Genomic DNA, 17,184 nt, shown 5'->3' on the forward strand with positions numbered 1-17,184 from the left:
AACCACCGTTGACATAGTCCCACGTGCGGGACAGGTGAGGAAGGGCCCTCCTGTATCATCGATATCGACCAAGAAACCGAGATGCGAGGAGGGCCCGTGGACCCCATTCTATCCGAAATCACGTCTAAGATGACGCGCGAGGAGAAGCTCGCGCTCGTGGCCGAGCTCAAGGCGGCGATCGCCGACGAGATGGCCTCCGACGCGCTTGCGGGCGCCGACGGGCGGGCCGGCGCGTGCCCGCGCTGCGGCTGCGGGCGCTCGGTGCGCAAGGGCCGCGGGCGCTCGGGCGAGCAGCGCTGGCTGTGCCGGGGTGCGGCAGGACCTGGTCGGCGAAGACGCTCGGGCTGCTGTCGCGGTCGAAGCTGCCGGCGTCGGCGCGGATGGCGTTCGCCGAGTGCATGGCCGACGGGCCGAGCCTGCGCGAGAGCGCGCGGCGCTGCGGCGCGTCGCTGTGCACGGCGTGGTTCATGAGGATGCGCGCGTGCGAGGTGATGGCGGCGCGCACCCCGGCGCCGAGGGCCGGCGAGTTCCAGGTCGACGAGCTCCTGATCAGGGAGAACCTGTCGGGCAACCACTCGCGCAGCGGGCCGTTCGCCATGCCGCGCCGCCGCCACCGCAACGGCCAGGACGGCCGGCGGGGGCAGAAGGGGCGCTCCAAGCGCTCGTTCTGCGTGCTGTGCGGCGTCAACGAGCTGGGCGACTGCTTCTGCGCGCTCGGCGAGCGCGGCGCGATCGGCGCCGGCGACGCCGGCCTGGCGCCGCTCGCCGCCGTGCCCAGGGGCAGCTCCTTCGTCACCGACGACAACCCCGCCTACGTCGGCGCGACCGCGGGGCGGGCGGCGCACCGGTCGGTGAAGGCGGGCGGGCCGGCGGCCGCCGACATAAACGCGGTGAACGCCCTGCGCTCCCGGCTGCGCGGGTTCCTGGCGCCCATGCACGGCGTGTCCACGCGCAGGCTGCGGCGCTACCTGGACTGGTTCTGCTGGCGCGAGCAGTTCAAGCGAGGCGGGCGCGACCGCAGGCAGCTCCTGTTCCGCCACGAGGCCGAAGGCGAGTGCTTCTACACGAGGAGGATCACCCACATCGAGCCTCATCCCGATTACAGCTGGTGGGTACGACAGATGTCAACGGTGGTTTAACATAGAGTTTTTGCTATCCGGTTACATAGGGGCTGTTGATGAGCTTGCTCATGGAGTTGCGGATGGCGTTGGGCCCGCCTTTGTCGCGGTGGATATCGCGGAGCTGGTGCTCGTCGATGCGCCCGCGGCCTATGTCGATGGCGAACACCTCGTCCGAAAGCATGAGAGCGTGTTCGGGGCAAAGCTGCTCGCATGCGCGGCATTGCAGGCACAGTTCCGGTGCATGGACAAGCGTTATGTGGGAAGCGCCGTTTCTGCTGGCCAGCCACGTGTTTGCGTCCGGCGTTGCAGTTTCCCTCTTTGTAAGCGCGCCCGTGGGGCAGAATGCGGCGCACATGCCGCAGCCCGAGCAACGGTCGTCGTCGATGACGGCGTACCCCCATACGCGTGTGCCGATCATGACGTCTTCCGGTTGCTCCATGTGCTTCAGCGCGTCAAGCAGCACGGCGCGGCGTGGTGGAAAGAACCTTGGCAGTGCGCCTGTCTCCATGGCTGCTCGGCGCGTGTGCTCAACGGCGGTTTCGTGGTCGAAGGCGCGGTCGATTGCCAACTCTGCGGCGTCGGTGGCGGCGTCGCGTCCCAAATCGCGCGCGGATTGCAGGAATGCGCGGCGCTCGGGGTCCCAGGAAGCTTTGCGCGTGGCGCGGCAGTACGCAGGCAGCTTAGGGGAAACGCTGACGTGGGAGCCGCTTTGTCAAGCAGCGAGTATGGTGTTGGCGTCTTGGCATATGTCTTCCGCAACGCGCTTTCCGGGTGAATGCTCACATTTTTCGCAGTTGCCGCAGGTCAGGCGCAGTGCTTTTGCGCCTGCGGATGCTAGGAGCACCAGCAGGCTTGCATCTACGCGGCCGATGCAACGCACGGCCACTACGGTTTCGGGGTTGATGGCGTTGCCTGCTGCGTGAATCAGCTGCTCGCAGGCGAACACCACCGTGCCGCCGGTTGCTCGCATAGCTGCGGCAGCTGATCGCGCCAGCGCGCGGTCATCGGGTTTTCGCGGCGAGAGCGCGCCGGTCGGGCAGACCGATGCGCACGTTCCGCATCCGATGCAGTGCTCGGGATGCACATTAAGGAGCCCATTGCTCACGCTGATGCAGCCCGATGTGCATGCTTGGGCACAGCGCCCGCATGCGATATTGCGGTTGCGTACGGCAAGGCAGCGCTGCGCATCAACGTGCACGTTGACGCTTTGCAAGCGTTCCAGCAGGTCGATATAGGTTTTTATACTCGGCATCGCATCCCCCCTCATCCTTGGTTTGCCTAGCAATTTATGCTGCGTGCGAGACGCTTTTCCGAGCCCCGAGCCCCGAGCCCCGAGCCCCGAGCCCCGAGCCCCGAGCCCCGAGCCCCGAGCCCCGAGCCCCGAGCCCCGAGCCGCTCGGCTGTTTCCCCTTACAACCCTTGTCAGGCCGGCTGCGCGTACACCTCGACCTTTGCGTGGTCGGGCGCGGAGTGCAGTGTGACCAGGAAATCTTTCGTGCGCTGCGCCTTTATGCGGTATGCCGACCCGGTGTAGCCGGCTGCAATGCGCCCCTCGTCATCGCGCAGTAGCACCGACAGATTCGCGGTTGACTCGTATGCATCGGTGGCGTTCGTGATTTGCCCCGTGATTTCGTAACAGAAGTACAGATTGTCCTCTTCGCTGAATGTGCCGATGGCGAACGGCGATGTTAAAGACCCGTCTTTTCAGGTCACGGAGTTGTCGTCCATGGCAAATTCCACGCGATCCGGCACAAGCCCGTCGCCAGCTTCTCCGGCAAATCCAACGGTTTGTTCGGCCTTAACAAGCCCGATTGCGCTCTCCCAAGTTCCCTGGACGGTGCCTTGCTCGTCGAATAGCGTTACCTGCACAACGGCGTTTGCTGCGGCAACGCTGTTAGGATTGCGCACTGTTATGCCGTAATGCACGTAGCCATCTTTGGCCCACCAGCCCGTTTCCTCGATGATAAGCGGCTGAGCGCTGGCGGCGTCTGCCGCGTCGGCATCGGGAAGATTTGCGGCGAAGGTGGACGCGCCTGAGGGGGAGGAGGGAGATTGCTCAGGCGCGTCCGTGCCTTGCGAAGAGGGCGTAGAGGGAAAGCCCGCCGTACCTTCGTCGGTTGCCATTGGTTGCGAAGCGCAGCCGGTGACGGCGACGAGGCATGCGGCAAAGCGAAACAGTACAAGTGCACAAAGGGCCGCGTGCCTCGAAACGTGCATGTCCGCTGACGATTGTGGCACATTGATTGGTGAACTCGGTGTGCTGAATCGCATCGATGATGCGGCTTCTTGCAACATGTTCGCCCCCGTTCCTTGTGTGCTTACGCTTCTCAAGTATAGGGGCGACCGCCGCATTCAGCCACTGACAAGACAATGCCAAAAATGCGTCTCTAACAGGTAAAATGCAAAAATCAGTGAAAACATGCGAGCATGCTGACGCACCGATTGCGCATCGCTTGCGCAGCAATCAGCACTGACGCAGTGCTTCCTCGAGATCGTTTTTGCACTCGACCATTTTCAGCCCAGGGATGCGTCGGCAATTTCTACGATGGCGTGATGCTGCCGGCCTTGGCGTTACGTCGTCAAGATTGTCTTATGCCGGCACAAACGTGATCTTCAGCCCCAAAGCTTTCGCTACCTTCGCGATAGTTTTGAACGAAGGGTTCGCCTCGGCGCGCAGGGCTTTGTAAAGGCTTTCGCGTCCAAGTCCCGCGTCTTCCGCTACGCTGGTCATCCCCTTAGCGCGTGCGATGTCGCCAATAGCCATTTGCAGCAGGTCGGGATCGCCTTCCTCGATGGCGGCATTCAAATAATGGGCGTAATCCTCTTCGGTTTTGAGATAATCGAGAACGTTCCATTCGTAAGTTTTAACGCGCATGGCTGTTCCTCCACTTCTTTAGAATGCGCTTAGCGTGTTTTATGTCTCTTTGCTGGCTTGCTTTGTTCCCTCCCAGAAGCAGAAGGAGAAGCATTGATCCCTCTCTTGCTGCGTACACCCGATAACCTGGGCCGATATGAAACCTCAGTTCAAGGATGCCTTCTCCAAGTGGTTTCCAGTCCCCTGAAATCTGTTCGTGCAACTGCACGGATCCTATCCGAAGAGCAATTGCCGATTTCGCATTACCGTCCCTTAGTTTTCCGAACCATTTTTTAAATTCTCGTGTCATTCGGACTTCCATGAACTCCTCCTCAAGTGTATCTAATCGGATACAGTTCTGCAAGAGCTGCGAATCTGCGAGACGCGTTGAAGCCAAGGCTCCGTGGTAGCGAGGATGTACTTCGCTAGGGAGTTGTCGCTTCGCGGGTAGCTTGCCAAGGGATATGGCAATTGGGCGCAAGGTCCCAAGGCGGAGACACCGTTTCGCAAATACAGCTATGCAATTTGAAGAGGATCTTGAGGGCGTGGTAAGGCGATTGCGCATGGACGGCCGTTTGCTAGCAAATACGGCCGCGCCCCCATTGGTTCGACAATTGGAAGTATAGCACAAATAATCGCACGAATGTTCGATTATATTTTCGGAATGTGGTAGCATCTTTGCAGAAGCAAGAGAGAAATCTAAAAGATTGGCAGCTCCGCTTTATGGCGTGTTTCGCAAAAAGAGCGGTGGACGGCTTCGCTTTGCTTGCTAAATTCGCGCTTTCGGAATCACGTGGGAGGTCTTGCCGTGAGTGTTATCGAGATCCAGCTTAATGAGCCTGCGTTGGGGGTCAAATACATTCCCGCCGGGAAAGTTCGCACAGAAAACCCCTACCTCTTCGATTTTGATCAATTCGGGTTTCCAGCTTTTACTGAAAAGAATTTGGCCTTTGTTTCAGCATTAATAGAGAACGATTCCGACTACAACGGTGAGGATGACAAGATTGCTCAGGCGTACAAGAACCTGTTCTCGGATGGTGGTCAGCTTAACGAAAACAATCTCGCATTGATCGTTGATGATATTGATCGAGTTAACACGACTCATTTAGCTGCTGAAGGGCCGCGGGGTGGAGGTGGCGGTAGGAAAAAGACCATAGAGCGAATTAGTGGGATTTCCAATCTGCGAAAACGCTTATTAGAAAAGGATGATTCGCTTATTGCGGATATAGGCAAAATGGAGCAAAAGTACAATTTTTCGTTTGCTACGAAGTTTTGTGCCTACGTGAGCCTTCGGTCGCTCAAACAAGACAACTATTGTATTTTCGACAATGTCGTTGCCGATGTTCTCCCATATTACGTGTATATGTATGCAGACAATGCAGAATTGGCTCTTCTTGGGAGCTGCTGTAGGCCTTTATTGCGTGGACCGAGAAAAGGGATAATCGTTAGCACGGTTGGGAAAAACGCCAGGGAAAACGTTAAGAATAATAGTAGGAAAACCAAGGGGTTTAAGGAAGGTTGTTCTGATGGGGACGATGCATCTGGTTACTCGTGCTATCGGGGTTTAGTTGATGCTGTGCTCAAGGGCATTGCGAGTAAATCGAAAAAGCCGATAACCATTGAATATAAGCAGTTTGATAACCTCGTTTGGTATTACTTCAAGGGAAAAGCTGGCGTGCAAAGGCGAGGAGCTGCGCTTCGAAAGATTCGATTACCTTAATATCTGTAGATTTCGGAAATTAGGGAAGGACGCCTCCCTTCGTTTACTTGGATTGAACTCTCAAATCTTATGGGTTTGCTTGCAATTCGCTTGTTCGTGGGATTGCGGCGTCTTTATCGGCTCGAAGGTGGTCCTCTTGTTACCTAATTGTAGCCGTGAGCGTGGCAATTTTGGGGGCGAGCGGCGGTGAGCAGCGTTACACTGGGGATTATCTTGTAGGTGCAGGCTTGGCAAAGGGGACGTTGCTGGCCTGCCGAGAAAAAGGGGGTGCCGCTATGGCGGTCAATCGTTTCGTGCTGAATAACATCTCGTATCATGGTGTTGGTGCAATCGGGGAGATTCCTGGGGAGATTCAGCGTCGCGGGTTCGCAAAAGCCTTCGTGTGCTCTGATCCTGACCTGGTGAAATTCGGCGTGGTGGGCAAAGTCACGGATAAGCTAGACGCCGCAGGCATTCCGTGGGCGCTGTATGACCAGATCAAACCCAACCCTACCATTAAAAACGTGCAGGACGGCGTGGATGCGTTCAAGGCTTCGGGTGCAGACATGATCGTGGCCGTTGGCGGCGGTTCGGCCATGGACACGGCGAAGGGCATCGGCATCATTGTTGAGAATCCAGAATTTGCCGACGTTGTTTCCCTTGAGGGTGTGGCCGACACGAAGAATCATGCCACGTTTACCATTGCCGTTCCCACCACGGCAGGCACGGCGGCCGAGGTTACCATCAACTACGTCATAACCGACCCGGAAAGGGTGCGCAAGTTCGTGTGCGTTGATGTGAACGACATCCCCGATGTGGCCGTTGTGGACCCCGACATGATGGCGTCTATGCCTGCGGGCCTTACTGCTGCTACGGGCATGGACGCGCTGACGCATGCCATCGAGGGCTATACCACGCAAGGCGCGTGGGAGCTGTCCGACATGTTCCATTTGAAGGCCATTGAGCTGATTTCGAAGAATCTGCGTGCGGCATACGCTGAGGCGAAAAGCGGTAAGCCTGGTGAGGGTCGTGAAGGCATGGCGCTTGGCCAGTATGTGGCTGGCATGGGCTTCTCGAACGTGGGCTTGGGCATCGATCACGCTATGGCTCATACGCTGTCCGCGCACTACGACACGCCACATGGCGTGGCGTGCGCAATGCTTCTGCCGGTTGCTATGGAATTCAACAAGCCGGTTGCTGCCGAGCGTTTGGCTGATGTGGCGCGCGCGATGGGCGTCGACGTTGCGGGCATGAGCGCGGAAGAGGCTGCCGATGCCGCCATTGCGGCAGTGCGTCAGCTGTCTGCCGACGTGGAGATTCCCCATACGTGTGCAGGTTTGGTTGCCGAAGATCTTGATCAGCTGGCAAGCGACGCCATGGCCGATGCTTGCTTCCCGGGCAACCCGCGCGAGGCAGATCACGACCAGGTGGTCGAGCTGTTCCGCAAGATCATGGCGTAAGGTCTGACGCTTCGGTATCGAGTGCCGCGCTGCCGGATGGTGGCGCGGCAGCTTTTCTGCTGCGCTGGGTAGGGTTGATGTTGCCAAAGTGGGGTAGGGGATAAGGGCCCTTTCGTTTGGTGGGTCCGCTCCGCATCCGCCTTCTCTTCTTTGGCGAATCCGTCTTGCGCCTCGGTCCCTCTACCTACCTGCCATTGCGTGCTACTAAAGGGGCGCGATGGCCTGCTGGGATTGTCTTGTTTCGGCTTTTCTTGTTCTTGAAAAAGCGAGCCGCTTCGAAACCTTTCCGTTACATTGGGCCTGGCTGGCTTGCGCTATGCTATGCGCGTTGGAGTGCGGTCTAACGAAAGGAGCGAACATGGCGGAATCGAAGCGGCAGCTTGCCGGCGCGCTTGAGCAGCTTATGGAGCAAAAGCCGCTTGATCAGGTACGCGTTTCCGAGATCGTTGCCTTGGCAGGCGTGAGCAAGCAGACGTTTTACCATCACTTCACGGATAAGTATCACCTGATGGAATACTGTTTTCGCGACATGTTCTCCCAGCAGTTCGACCGCATGGCCACGCTTGCGCCGTTTGGCGAATGCTACCTTGATTTCCTGACGCAGTGCCGCCAGCGCAAAACGTTTTTGCGTAACGGATTCACCTCGCAAGACGTGAACAGCTTGTACCGTGTGATGCATCACGCGCTGCGCGACGCTTATGGCAAGCGCGTGCGCGTGTACGGCGTGGCGGATGAGGGTGCCGTGGGCTTTTGCCTGGACTTTTTCTCGAAGGGCTGCGCCGGCTGCACGCGCCACTGGTTCGATCAGGGCATGGATTTCTCTAACGAGCAGCTGGTCGAATTGATTTCGCTGTGCATCCCGGCCGGGATTGCGAAGTATTTTCAGTAGCGTTCGCCCTCTCCCGTTCCACAAAGTGCCAGAAGTTGTCCGTATTATTCTTTTGCAAGCATAAATAGCTTTACCATTCGCTGAAAAAGTCAACTTCTTCCCATACGAAAAGCGTTCACCGTCAATTTTGCGCCGCTTGCGGGCTTTCTATACTTTCCCTCGCAAGGCCGGGATGGGTCAAACCCGGCATATTTTGACCTTACGGGAGGAAAGCATGGACAACAAGGGAATTAGCCGCCGCGGCTTCCTGACGGGCGCGGCCGCCATCAGCGCCGCTCTTGCGGGCGCGGGCCTGACGGGTTGCGCGCCGAAGGTGGTCAGCGTTGCGGGCGGTGCCGGCTCCGGCGCAGGTTCGGCCAACGGCCAGACGGTCGGCTACGACGGCACGGGCGTTATGCCGTGGCTGGGCGAGGCCCCTTCGATCTCCGACAGCGACGTTGCCGAGACGCTTGAGGCCGACGTCGTCGTGGTGGGCCTGGGCGCTTCGGGCGTCCCCGCCACGCGTTCCGCTGCCGAAGCGGGCGCGAAAGTCATCGCCATCGAGGCATCTTCCCAGATCAACAGCGTGGCCAGCGACATGGCCATCCTGGGTGGCGAAACCATGGCGAAGTGGGGCCGCGGCGACGGCTTCCTTGACAAGCACATGGTGGTGAACATGCACATGGAGGAGGGCAGCCACCACTCCAACTTCGGCATCATCAGCCGCTACTGCGACGAGTCGGGCAAGGCGCTTGACTGGTTCGTGCAGGGTTGCCCGGACATGTACATCGCGTCCGAGTCTTACGAGGAGGTGCCCGAGGCCGATCGCGCGCACTACCTGTACCCGTACTTCTACCCGATGCTGGACGAGTACGATTACACGCAGGAAGACATGCCCTGCTACCCGACGTCGGTGGGCTTCGCCAGCCTGGCCACGGCTATGGCCGACAACCTGAAGATGGCCGAGGACGCAGGCGCCGAGGTGCGTTACAACACGAAGGGCATCAAACTCATCGCAGCTGACGACGGCTCCGTGACCGGCATCTACGCGCAGGACACCAGCGCGAACAAGTACCTGAAAATCAACGCGAAAAGCGTCATCTTGTGCACGGGCGACTACCTGGCCAACGAGGACATGATGAAGTACTTCGCGCCGGCGTGCGTGGAGAACGGCAACCAGATTCTGTCGCTTGACCTGGACGCGCAGGGCAACTACACCAACATCGGCGACGGCCACAAGATGGGCGTATGGGCAGGTGCTGCCATCGAGCAGTGGCACGCCCCGATGATCCATCACATGGGCGGCGGCGCCGGTTCCGACGGCCGCGGCGTTATCGGCAACAACGGTTTCCTGATGCTGAACTTGCGCGGCGAGCGCTTCATGAACGAAGACGTGCCTGGTCAGCAGCTGGAAAACCAGGTGGAGCTGCAGCCGCAGCGCAAGGCCTACCAGTTCTTCGACGCCTCGTGGCCCGAGCAGCTGAAGTACTTCCCGGCCGCGCACGGCATCGCGTGCATCTACCGCGACGAGCCGCTGCCCGACTGGACGCCGGCCGGCCTGAAGATCAACGTGCGCTGCCCCGAGGACATCGAGGCCGCCGTGTCCGAGGGTCGCTGCGTGAAGGCCGACACCATCGACGAGCTGCTGGCGAAGATCGACGGCATGGACGTCACGAAGGCCAAGGCCGCCATCGAGCGCTACAACGAGCTGTGCAAGGCCGGCTTCGACGAAGACTTCGGCAAGTCCAGCAAGCGCCTGTTCGCCCTGGAAAACGGCCCGTTCTACGCGGCAGAGTGCGGCGTTGCCCTGACGCTGGCGAACCTGGGCGGTTTTGAGTCCGACAGCGATTGCCACGTGTACAACACCGATCGCGAGATCATCCCGGGCCTGTACGTGGCCGGCGCCCCGCAGGGCGGCCGCTTCAACGTGCAGTACCCCATCTCGCTCAAGGGCCTGTCCTGCGGCATGTGCATGGTGTTCGGCAAGATTGCCGGCGAGAACGCCGCTGCGGGCAAGTAAGGAGTTGCCATGACCGAGGAAAACAAGGCCGCGGAAAACGTTTCCGCAGGTGAAGCAGCGAGTGCGCCCTCTGTGAAGCGCAGCAAGCGCAAGCTTGCCGGCATCATCGGCGTGGTTGCGGCCGTTGTGGTTGTAGCCGGCGCCGGCTTCATGGTATGGCACGACCAGCCCAGCTTCTGCAACGCTATCTGCCACACGCCCATGGATGGCTATCTGACCACGTACGAAGCCACGCCGGGCGAGTCGGCCACGGACAAGTGGGGCAACGAGGTGGCCGATGCATCGAGCATGCTGGCCCCCGTGCACGCCCAGGAAGGCATCACGTGCGTGCAGTGTCACGTGCCGCAGATGTCCGAGCAGGTCACCGAGGGTATCGGCTGGCTGACGGGCAGCTACGAGGTCGTCCAGACCACCGACGAGCGCTTCGTGCCTGAAGAGAAGGCGCTTTCGGATCTGACGGCGGCTCGCGGCATTGCCAGCGAGGCGTTCTGCCTGAACTCCGGTTGCCATGCCAACGACGACGGTTCCGCCATGACGCGCGACGACCTGATCGAGAAGACGAGCTACATGAAGCGCAACCCGCACGTCGAGGAGCACGGCGAGGTCGATTGCAACGAGTGCCACAAGGCGCACCGCGCATCCACGGTGTACTGCAGCAAGTGCCACAGCGACGCCACCATCCTCGATGGCTGGGTCAGCTACAAGGAAGCCGAGGCGCTTGAGCCCGCTGCTGTAAGCGAATAACCAACCCTGCCGGCGATGCGCGCCACGCGAGCGTGAACGAATTCGAAAGCAAGGGCATCGCCGTCCCCCCAACCCCATACCCCCTCCTCAAGCCCCGCCGAGCTCTCGGCGGGGCTTTTTCGTTGGGTTCACTTGGTATACAAGATTGGCTGGTGGTTGGGCAAATCTGGCTGCTGTATTTTGATATGGTTTGACACAAACGCATGTACTGATTATAATAGAACAAATGTTTCATGAGGAGAGGAGAAGTGATTGAGACTGGGCGATATCGTGGTATTTGAGTCGGCTGATGAGGAAATCCGTCTTGATGTTGAGTTTGATGGGGATACTGTTTGGCTGACGCAGCATCAGATGGCTTCGCTTTTCGAAAAAGATCGAAGCGTGATATCGCGCCATGTCAGCAATATTTTTAAGGACGGGGAACTTGATAAGGAAAGCAATGTGCATTATTTGCACATTGCACAATCGGATAAACCGGTGGCTTTTTACGACCTCGATGTAGCTATTTCCGTTGGCTACCGCGTGAAGTCAAAGCGTGGCGTGGAGTTTCGTCGATGGGCAACCGAGGTGTTGAGACAGTATGTCATTACGGGATATGCAGAGAATAAGAAGCGGCTTGCACAATTGGGTCAAATCGTGCAGGTGATGGAACGTATCCCTGAGTCTCTTGAATCAACCGATATCTTGGCGGTTGTTAAAGCCTATACGAATGCGCTGACGCTGCTGGATGACTATGATCACCAGCGAATTCTTAAGCCAAAGGGCCGGAAAACGATATATATCCTTAATTATGAAGAATGCCGAAAATTGATTGATTCCATGTCGTTTTCGGCTGAGAGTGATTTATTCGGGTCTGAAAAGGACGAGTCGTTCAAGTCGAGTATTGCTGCAATATACCAAAGTTTTGATGGTCGAGAGCTCTATCCGAGTCTGGAAGAGAAAGCGTCAAACCTTCTATACTTTATTGTGAAAAATCATTCTTTCCATGATGGGAATAAGCGTATTGCGGCAGCTTTGTTTCTCTATTTCCTTCATGTCAATGGCGCCCTATTTGCGAATGGGACGAAGTGCATTTCCGATAGCGCGCTCGTTGCCTTGACTATCATGATTGCTGAATCTCAGCCTAAAGAGAAAGAGGCGATGGTGGCTTTGGCCATGAGCTTCTTGTCAACAAAGGGCGGTCGCTAATACTTAGCTGCTATGGCCTATGGAAATCGTAGCTCTACCCCTCGTCAACGTGCTTTTGCACCAGGGCGGTGAGTTCTTTCTTGCTGTGGACGTCTAGTTTCGCGTAGATCGAGCGCGTGTGGGCGCGTACGGTGTAAATTGACACCACCTCGCGCTCAGCGATTTCTTGCGCGGTGCGGCCGCGGGCAAGGCTTAGGAACACCTCGGTTTCTCGGGCGGAAAGCCCGGCGGCCTTCGCCACTTCTTCGCAGGCAAGCTTCCATTTGCCGGGCTGCTTGGCCGCGCCTTGCGCGCCGCCTTCGCCTGCCGTTGCGTCCTCGCTGCCCTCGTCGACGGGCAGCAGCATGCCGTTGATTTGCTTCTCGGAGAATACGAACAGCACGTCTACCAGCACCGCAAGGCCGATGACGGCGATGATGATGCGCATGGCGCTGCCGGAAATGTGCGACGCCTGATACGCCATGGCCAACAGGCTGGCCACCAGCGTGCCGCCGGACAGCGCGGCATTGCCAAGCGCCATGATGCGTAGCGCCCCGGCGCGCCACTGGTACACCAGATAGTACAGCATGGCCCACACCACCATGTTGTAGCACGTGCACACCACCCAGGCGCCGGCGGCTACGGCGGGCGTGTTCAGCGAGAACATGGCGATGCATACGATCAGCACCGTCAACGCGCATGCGGCAACCGAATACAGTTTCGCAAACCCGTCGCGGCGCGACTTCGTGAGCAGAATGGCCGCCATGATGCCTGCCATCAGGGGAATCTCGATAAGCTGCGAGGTGACGTTCGCGCCGATGGAGAAATATGGCGGCGCGCCGATCAACATGTAGGCGCGAATGAGCTCAAGCGCCGTTGAGCACAGCCCGATGGAAAGCAGCAGCACCCAAAACTTGCGCGTCAGCTTCACGGGCGTGGAAAGCACCTGCTTTTCGCCGCGCACGTCGCGCTGGCGGATGCAGAACAGCCCCGCGCCCAGCAACGGCAGCACAACGAATCCCGCCACAGCAATCGGTTGCGGGCAGCCGTTCAGCACGAAGTACACTGCAATGGAGAACAGCGTGCACTCGGCCAGGCGATACAGGGCGCGATGCGGCGCAAGCGTGCCGAACAGCGCCGCGGCGCGCAGAAACAGCATGGTGGTGCCCGCGCCGGACAGGATGCAGCCGCTGGCGAACAACACGGTAAGGCCCGCGTGGGGGAATGCCTCGCCGAAGACTTCGGCGCGCGCGTTGCACAGCAGCAGCGTACCTGCGCATGCAACCACGCCGCCGATGAGTGTGGTGCGGTTCTTCGCTATCCAGCGTGAACAGCGGTCGGAAAACAGCGCAACGGCGGCCAATGTGACGAAGCAGGCCAGCAGGTGCACGAGCATGAGGTTCTCCGCGATGCTGCTGTTGTCGGTTTCGTGCAGCCAGAACGATCCGGAAAACGCGATGGTGTTCCACGCGATCCAGCAGCCCAGGCCTAGATACGTAAGCGTCGGCGCCTGCCGATCGATGGACGCGAGCGCTTTCGAGAATCGCTCACTCAGGCTCGCCTCGTTTTGACGCCCGACGCGCTCCTGCGCCGCGCTTTCCCGCTGTGCCATATTTCCCCCTCTTTGCGGACAAGGCGGGGAGAAGCTCCCGCGCCTTACGTGTTGGTAACGTTTCTGACAAGGGGACAAGGCGTTTGTCATGCTGTTCGCTTCAGTAGACTGTTGCTAGCAACCCTGTTTCGTCTTCTTGCTGCGGTGTGGCCGAAAGCCGAACTTCCGCTTGGGGCAAACAGTTTCCTCGGCCCCAAGCGCTGTTTTCGACCTGCCATATGACAAACGGCCTGTCCCCTTGTCATATCCCCGGCGCCTCTCCCTGCGCCGGGTTTCTTGCTGTCGATATTCTAAACCGACACGTCCATTTTCGACTAGTTAACAAGTGACCATATGAGTGCTGCAACATAGTTAACTAGTTTCTATGCAGGGCTTTTGCAAAATTCGTAAGGTAAATGCCGTTCCGATGGTGAAGGCGATTGAAAGCGAACGAGAGCGCTTGAGATTGCGAAAACCTTTGTGGTGCGCGTGGGCTTGCGAGCCTGTACCCGCTACCGGAATAGAGAAGGGCGCACGTGGACGCAGGTCTGCGGGCGACAGTTTGCAAGCGTGCCGCGCGAAGGCGCCGCTTCAAGCAAGGGGGCATTCATGAACATCAAGAACAAGCCGCTGCCGAAGTTCGAGGTTCCGGCAAGCTACGAGAAATATGCCGAAGGCGGCTACCTTATGGATATGCGCGAAAGCGAGCCCGACAGTTTCGCCGCGCACAAGCCCACCGTCTCGTCGGCCGCCGGCGCGCAACTCGACCCGGCTGCCGAGCCCACGCCCGCCGCTATCGCGCAAGGCGCCCAGCCCGCCGCCGACTACGAACTCCCCGACGAGCCCACGTTCACCGATCGCGTGAACGCCGTGGTCATGCGCATCGGCTCGCAAAACGCGTTGCGCGAGGCGCTGTACAAAACGCTGGCGTTCTGCGAGCAGCCGCGCGATTTCACCGAAGTCGAAGACTTCATCGCCGCCACCGACGAGTTCGTGTACAGCCACATCATGCAAACGCCGTTCACCATGATCGGCATGCTCACCGACGCCGGCGGCCTTTCTCAAACGCCGCTCGACGAGGCGGGCAACCCCGTCACGGCCGAGCAGCTGGCGAACCTTACCGCCGACGAGGTCGACGACCTGGTGGTCACGTACCGCATCGAAGTCACCGACGCGGGCCGCGAGGCCGTGCGCCTGCTGGCTCCCGAGCGCCGCATCGAGGCGCAGCTATCCCTGCGCCCGCACCGCCGCGACACCTACTTCGCCGTACTGGACTTCTGCACCACACCGCGCAAGTTCCCTGAAATCGAAGCGTTTTTCAAGGCCACGCCCGGGCTTTCCCAGGACATCGTGGCAGATCACCACAAGCTTTCGCCCGACTTCTACGTTGACAAGCTCGACAAGGCCGGGGCGTTGGTTTGGAGAGGGGCCTGGGTTGCAACCGACGCAGGCAAGCAGATGCTGGAGGCGCACAAGCGGCAGACCGCGAACGCTCGATAGCGCTTGGGAATCGCGGGACGCCTTGCGAAGCATGGGTTCAGTTGAAAAGGGCAGGGCGCACTTTGTTTTTGCCAACTGAGCTGTTCGCGCTTCGTCTTCCCGCCCGCGCTATGCTCGCCGCGACCTGCGTTCGCTCATTGCCGAAAGTGGGACAAGGGGACTGTCCCTTTGTCCCATTCCGTCACCTGTATCCACCCGCTCTTATAGACGAGTAAAGCAAGCAACAAAAGGAGGAGGAAAGCTTTGTCCACGACTATGACACGTCGCTCGTTCATGAAGACGGCCGCGGTCACCGGCGCCGTCGGCGCGCTGGGGCTTGGAGCCGCGCACAACATGAAGCCGAGCGACAAGGCATGGGCCGACAACGACGTGCACGAGGTGCGCACGTCGTGCCGCGCGTGCATCGCGAACTGCGGCGTCATCGCCACGGTCAGCAACGGGCGCGTTATCAAGCTGCGGGGCGATTCCATCGACCCCATGTCGAAGGGGCGCATGTGCCCGAAGGGCCTGTCCGGCATCCAGGCGCTGTACCATCCCAACCGCAACAAGTACCCCATGAAGCGCGTGGGCGCCAAGCCTGGCAACCAGTGGGAGCGCATCAGCTGGGACGAGGCGGCGAAAACCGTCGCGCAGCACATGATCGACATGCGCGACAAAACCGGCAAGCACGGCCTTCTGTGCACCACCGGTGGCGGCGGCAACCCGCAGTTCTTCAGCCCGCCGCGCTTCCGCAACTTCTGGGGCGCGGGCAACGTGTTCGAGCCCGGTTGCGCGCAGTGCTACCTGCCGCGTAACTTCACCATGCCGCTGGTCAACGGCATCGGCGACACGTCCATCGCCGACTCCGGCTGCTCGGAGCTGTACAAGCCGGCCAAGTACGGCGGACTGACGGAAGTCTACGTCATCTGGGGCACCGGCCCGGCGTGGCATTCGCCTTCGACGTCCGGCCGCTGCGTGGCCGAGCTGCGCGACAACGGCTGCAAGACCGTCGTCGTGGACCCGCGCTTCACGGCCGACGCGTCGAAGGCCGATGTGTGGCTGCCCATCAAGCCCGGCACCGACATGGCCATGATGCTCGGTTGGATGCACTACATCATCGAGAACAAGCTGTACGAGAAGATCCCCGGCTACGAGACGTTCTGCGAGCAGTGGACGAACCTGCCGTTCTTGGTTGACCCGCGTGACAACGTCAGCCTTCCGCCGGTTGCCGAGAACATCACGAAGGACGGTCAGCTTTTGCGCGCGTCGGCAGTGTTTGACGACGTGAACGCCGACAACGAGGGTTACGTGTACTTCGACACCGAAAAAGGCCAGGTCACGAAGGCCTTCGCCCTGGGTCCGGACAACGACGGCACGTATCACCCGCAGCTGTTCGGCACCGTGGACGTAACGCTGGCCGACGGCTCCACCATCACGTGCAAGACGGCGTTCCAGGCCTACAAGGACCGCTGCGCCGACTTCGACCTTGACACCGTGGCCGAGATCACCGGCTGCAAGAAAGAGAAGATCATCGAGGCCATCGAGCTGTACTGCTCGAGCGCGCACGGCGGCATCTCTCTGGGCGTGGCCACCGACATGTACCCGGGTTCGGCGCAGGCCGCCATCGGCGCCGCGGCGCTCGACTGCATGACGGCGCACCTGTGGCATTCCGGCTGCCCGGCGAACAAGGTGGGCGGTGCTGGCTCGAAGGGCCTGACGTCGAAGGAATCCACCATCTTCCCCTCGGGCTTCATCGGCGACACGAAGTACCAGTTCCAAACGAACGACGCCATCCTGGAGCGCCTGGGCTACTGCGAGCACAAGGGCCTCGGCGGCTGGATGCACAGCCACATCCCCACGGTGCTGTCCGCCGTGCTCACCGGCGAGCCGTACCAGCCGAAGGTGTGGATCGAGCGTTCCGGCAACAAGATGGCCGCGCTCGGCAACTCCAGCTCGTGGGTTGACGCGTTCCCGAAGTTCGACCTCATCGTGCACGGCTACATGTACCCGACCAGCTTCACCACCGAAGCCGCCGACATCGTGTTCCCCGTGTGCGAGTGGCTGGAGAACGCCTTCGTGCAGAACCGCCTGAACGTGAACCTCATGCGCAAGCCGGTAACGAATCTGTTCGAGGCCGCCGACGAGATCATGATGTGGGGCAAGATCGCCGAAGCCATGTCC

General features: G+C 59.7%; 16 protein-coding genes. 9 read left to right on the forward strand and 7 right to left on the reverse strand.

The annotated features are described in order from the left end of the window. Positions 1-233: 233 nt before the first annotated feature. Entirely contained in the window at positions 234-1,139 is a 906-nt protein-coding gene (locus ACWI6D_RS07610; RefSeq protein ID WP_449134242.1) for an IS1595 family transposase, read from the forward strand. A gap of 13 nt (positions 1,140-1,152) precedes the next feature. Here the strand turns inward: ACWI6D_RS07610 and ACWI6D_RS07615 are convergent, their stop codons facing one another. The 6 genes from ACWI6D_RS07615 to ACWI6D_RS07640 form a co-directional block, all read right to left on the reverse strand. Further along, the gene (locus ACWI6D_RS07615) at positions 1,153-1,722 is read right to left on the reverse strand and encodes a 4Fe-4S dicluster domain-containing protein (RefSeq protein WP_449134243.1); all 570 of its coding nucleotides are present in this window, start codon (positions 1,720-1,722) and stop codon (positions 1,153-1,155) included. A 111-nt stretch (positions 1,723-1,833) separates the two neighbouring features. Next, the gene (locus ACWI6D_RS07620) at positions 1,834-2,373 is read right to left on the reverse strand and encodes a 4Fe-4S binding protein (RefSeq protein WP_449134244.1); all 540 of its coding nucleotides are present in this window, start codon (positions 2,371-2,373) and stop codon (positions 1,834-1,836) included. A 170-nt stretch (positions 2,374-2,543) separates the two neighbouring features. Then, the gene (locus tag ACWI6D_RS07625; RefSeq protein WP_449134253.1) at positions 2,544-2,795 is read right to left on the reverse strand and encodes an FxLYD domain-containing protein; all 252 of its coding nucleotides are present in this window, start codon (positions 2,793-2,795) and stop codon (positions 2,544-2,546) included. Positions 2,796-2,825: 30 nt separating this feature from the next. Beyond that, a complete protein-coding gene (locus ACWI6D_RS07630) occupies positions 2,826-3,416 on the reverse strand; it encodes a hypothetical protein (RefSeq protein WP_449134245.1) in 591 nt (196 codons plus the stop codon). 295 nt (positions 3,417-3,711) lie between these two features. Then, on the reverse strand, positions 3,712-3,996 hold the full coding sequence (locus ACWI6D_RS07635) for an addiction module antidote protein (protein ID WP_302936438.1): 285 nt from the start codon (positions 3,994-3,996) through the stop codon (positions 3,712-3,714). Continuing rightward, positions 3,986-4,297 (reverse strand): type II toxin-antitoxin system RelE/ParE family toxin, encoded by a 312-nt coding sequence (locus tag ACWI6D_RS07640; protein ID WP_449134246.1) that lies wholly within the window; start codon positions 4,295-4,297, stop codon positions 3,986-3,988. The genes ACWI6D_RS07635 and ACWI6D_RS07640 overlap by 11 nt, the downstream gene beginning before the upstream one ends. Before the next feature lie 486 nt (positions 4,298-4,783). Here ACWI6D_RS07640 and ACWI6D_RS07645 point away from each other — a divergent pair, with 486 nt between their 5' ends. The 6 genes from ACWI6D_RS07645 (at position 4,784) to rhuM (ending at position 11,954) form a co-directional block, all read left to right on the forward strand. After that, complete coding sequence (locus ACWI6D_RS07645) at positions 4,784-5,695, forward strand: hypothetical protein (RefSeq protein WP_302936435.1); 912 nt, start codon at positions 4,784-4,786, stop codon at positions 5,693-5,695. A gap of 275 nt (positions 5,696-5,970) precedes the next feature. Next, positions 5,971-7,134 (forward strand): lactaldehyde reductase, encoded by a 1,164-nt coding sequence (fucO, locus tag ACWI6D_RS07650; protein ID WP_449134247.1) that lies wholly within the window; start codon positions 5,971-5,973, stop codon positions 7,132-7,134. A gap of 358 nt (positions 7,135-7,492) precedes the next feature. Next, a complete protein-coding gene (locus ACWI6D_RS07655) occupies positions 7,493-8,023 on the forward strand; it encodes a TetR/AcrR family transcriptional regulator (RefSeq protein ID WP_303250882.1) in 531 nt (176 codons plus the stop codon). A 214-nt stretch (positions 8,024-8,237) separates the two neighbouring features. After that, positions 8,238-10,022, forward strand: coding sequence for an FAD-dependent oxidoreductase (locus ACWI6D_RS07660; RefSeq protein ID WP_449134248.1), 1,785 nt, complete (start codon positions 8,238-8,240; stop codon positions 10,020-10,022). Between the two features lie 9 nt (positions 10,023-10,031). Continuing rightward, on the forward strand, positions 10,032-10,766 hold the full coding sequence (locus ACWI6D_RS07665; RefSeq protein WP_449134249.1) for a cytochrome c3 family protein: 735 nt from the start codon (positions 10,032-10,034) through the stop codon (positions 10,764-10,766). Between the two features lie 252 nt (positions 10,767-11,018). Beyond that, complete coding sequence (rhuM, locus tag ACWI6D_RS07670; protein ID WP_288285055.1) at positions 11,019-11,954, forward strand: virulence protein RhuM/Fic/DOC family protein; 936 nt, start codon at positions 11,019-11,021, stop codon at positions 11,952-11,954. A gap of 34 nt (positions 11,955-11,988) precedes the next feature. Here rhuM and ACWI6D_RS07675 read toward each other — a convergent pair whose 3' ends face one another. Continuing rightward, the gene (locus tag ACWI6D_RS07675; protein ID WP_449134250.1) at positions 11,989-13,545 is read right to left on the reverse strand and encodes a response regulator transcription factor; all 1,557 of its coding nucleotides are present in this window, start codon (positions 13,543-13,545) and stop codon (positions 11,989-11,991) included. A 588-nt stretch (positions 13,546-14,133) separates the two neighbouring features. On the opposite strand from ACWI6D_RS07675, the gene ACWI6D_RS07680 reads away from it, so the two are divergent. Both ACWI6D_RS07680 and ACWI6D_RS07685 read left to right on the forward strand, forming a co-directional pair. After that, on the forward strand, positions 14,134-15,024 hold the full coding sequence (locus ACWI6D_RS07680) for a hypothetical protein (protein WP_449134251.1): 891 nt from the start codon (positions 14,134-14,136) through the stop codon (positions 15,022-15,024). Positions 15,025-15,267: 243 nt separating this feature from the next. Next, the coding region (locus ACWI6D_RS07685) for a molybdopterin-containing oxidoreductase family protein (RefSeq protein WP_449134252.1) at positions 15,268-17,184 on the forward strand (1,917 nt) is incomplete at its 3' end.

The sequence above is a fragment of the Senegalimassilia sp. genome, from assembly GCF_977052095.1.

Bases quoted from the DNA above. Each gene is read 5' to 3' on its own strand.
- ACWI6D_RS07675 (WP_449134250.1), bottom strand. From the start codon at position 13,545: ATGGCACAGCGGGAAAGCGCGGCGCAGGAGCGCGTCGGGCGTCAAAAC.
- ACWI6D_RS07665 (WP_449134249.1), top strand. From the start codon at position 10,032: ATGACCGAGGAAAACAAGGCCGCGGAAAACGTTTCCGCAGGTGAAGCA.
- ACWI6D_RS07680 (WP_449134251.1), top strand. From the start codon at position 14,134: ATGAACATCAAGAACAAGCCGCTGCCGAAGTTCGAGGTTCCGGCAAGC.
- ACWI6D_RS07620 (WP_449134244.1), bottom strand. From the start codon at position 2,373: ATGCCGAGTATAAAAACCTATATCGACCTGCTGGAACGCTTGCAAAGC.
- ACWI6D_RS07640 (WP_449134246.1), bottom strand. From the start codon at position 4,297: ATGGAAGTCCGAATGACACGAGAATTTAAAAAATGGTTCGGAAAACTA.
- ACWI6D_RS07630 (WP_449134245.1), bottom strand. From the start codon at position 3,416: ATGTTGCAAGAAGCCGCATCATCGATGCGATTCAGCACACCGAGTTCA.
- ACWI6D_RS07635 (WP_302936438.1), bottom strand. From the start codon at position 3,996: ATGCGCGTTAAAACTTACGAATGGAACGTTCTCGATTATCTCAAAACC.
- ACWI6D_RS07660 (WP_449134248.1), top strand. From the start codon at position 8,238: ATGGACAACAAGGGAATTAGCCGCCGCGGCTTCCTGACGGGCGCGGCC.
- ACWI6D_RS07655 (WP_303250882.1), top strand. From the start codon at position 7,493: ATGGCGGAATCGAAGCGGCAGCTTGCCGGCGCGCTTGAGCAGCTTATG.
- fucO (WP_449134247.1), top strand. From the start codon at position 5,971: ATGGCGGTCAATCGTTTCGTGCTGAATAACATCTCGTATCATGGTGTT.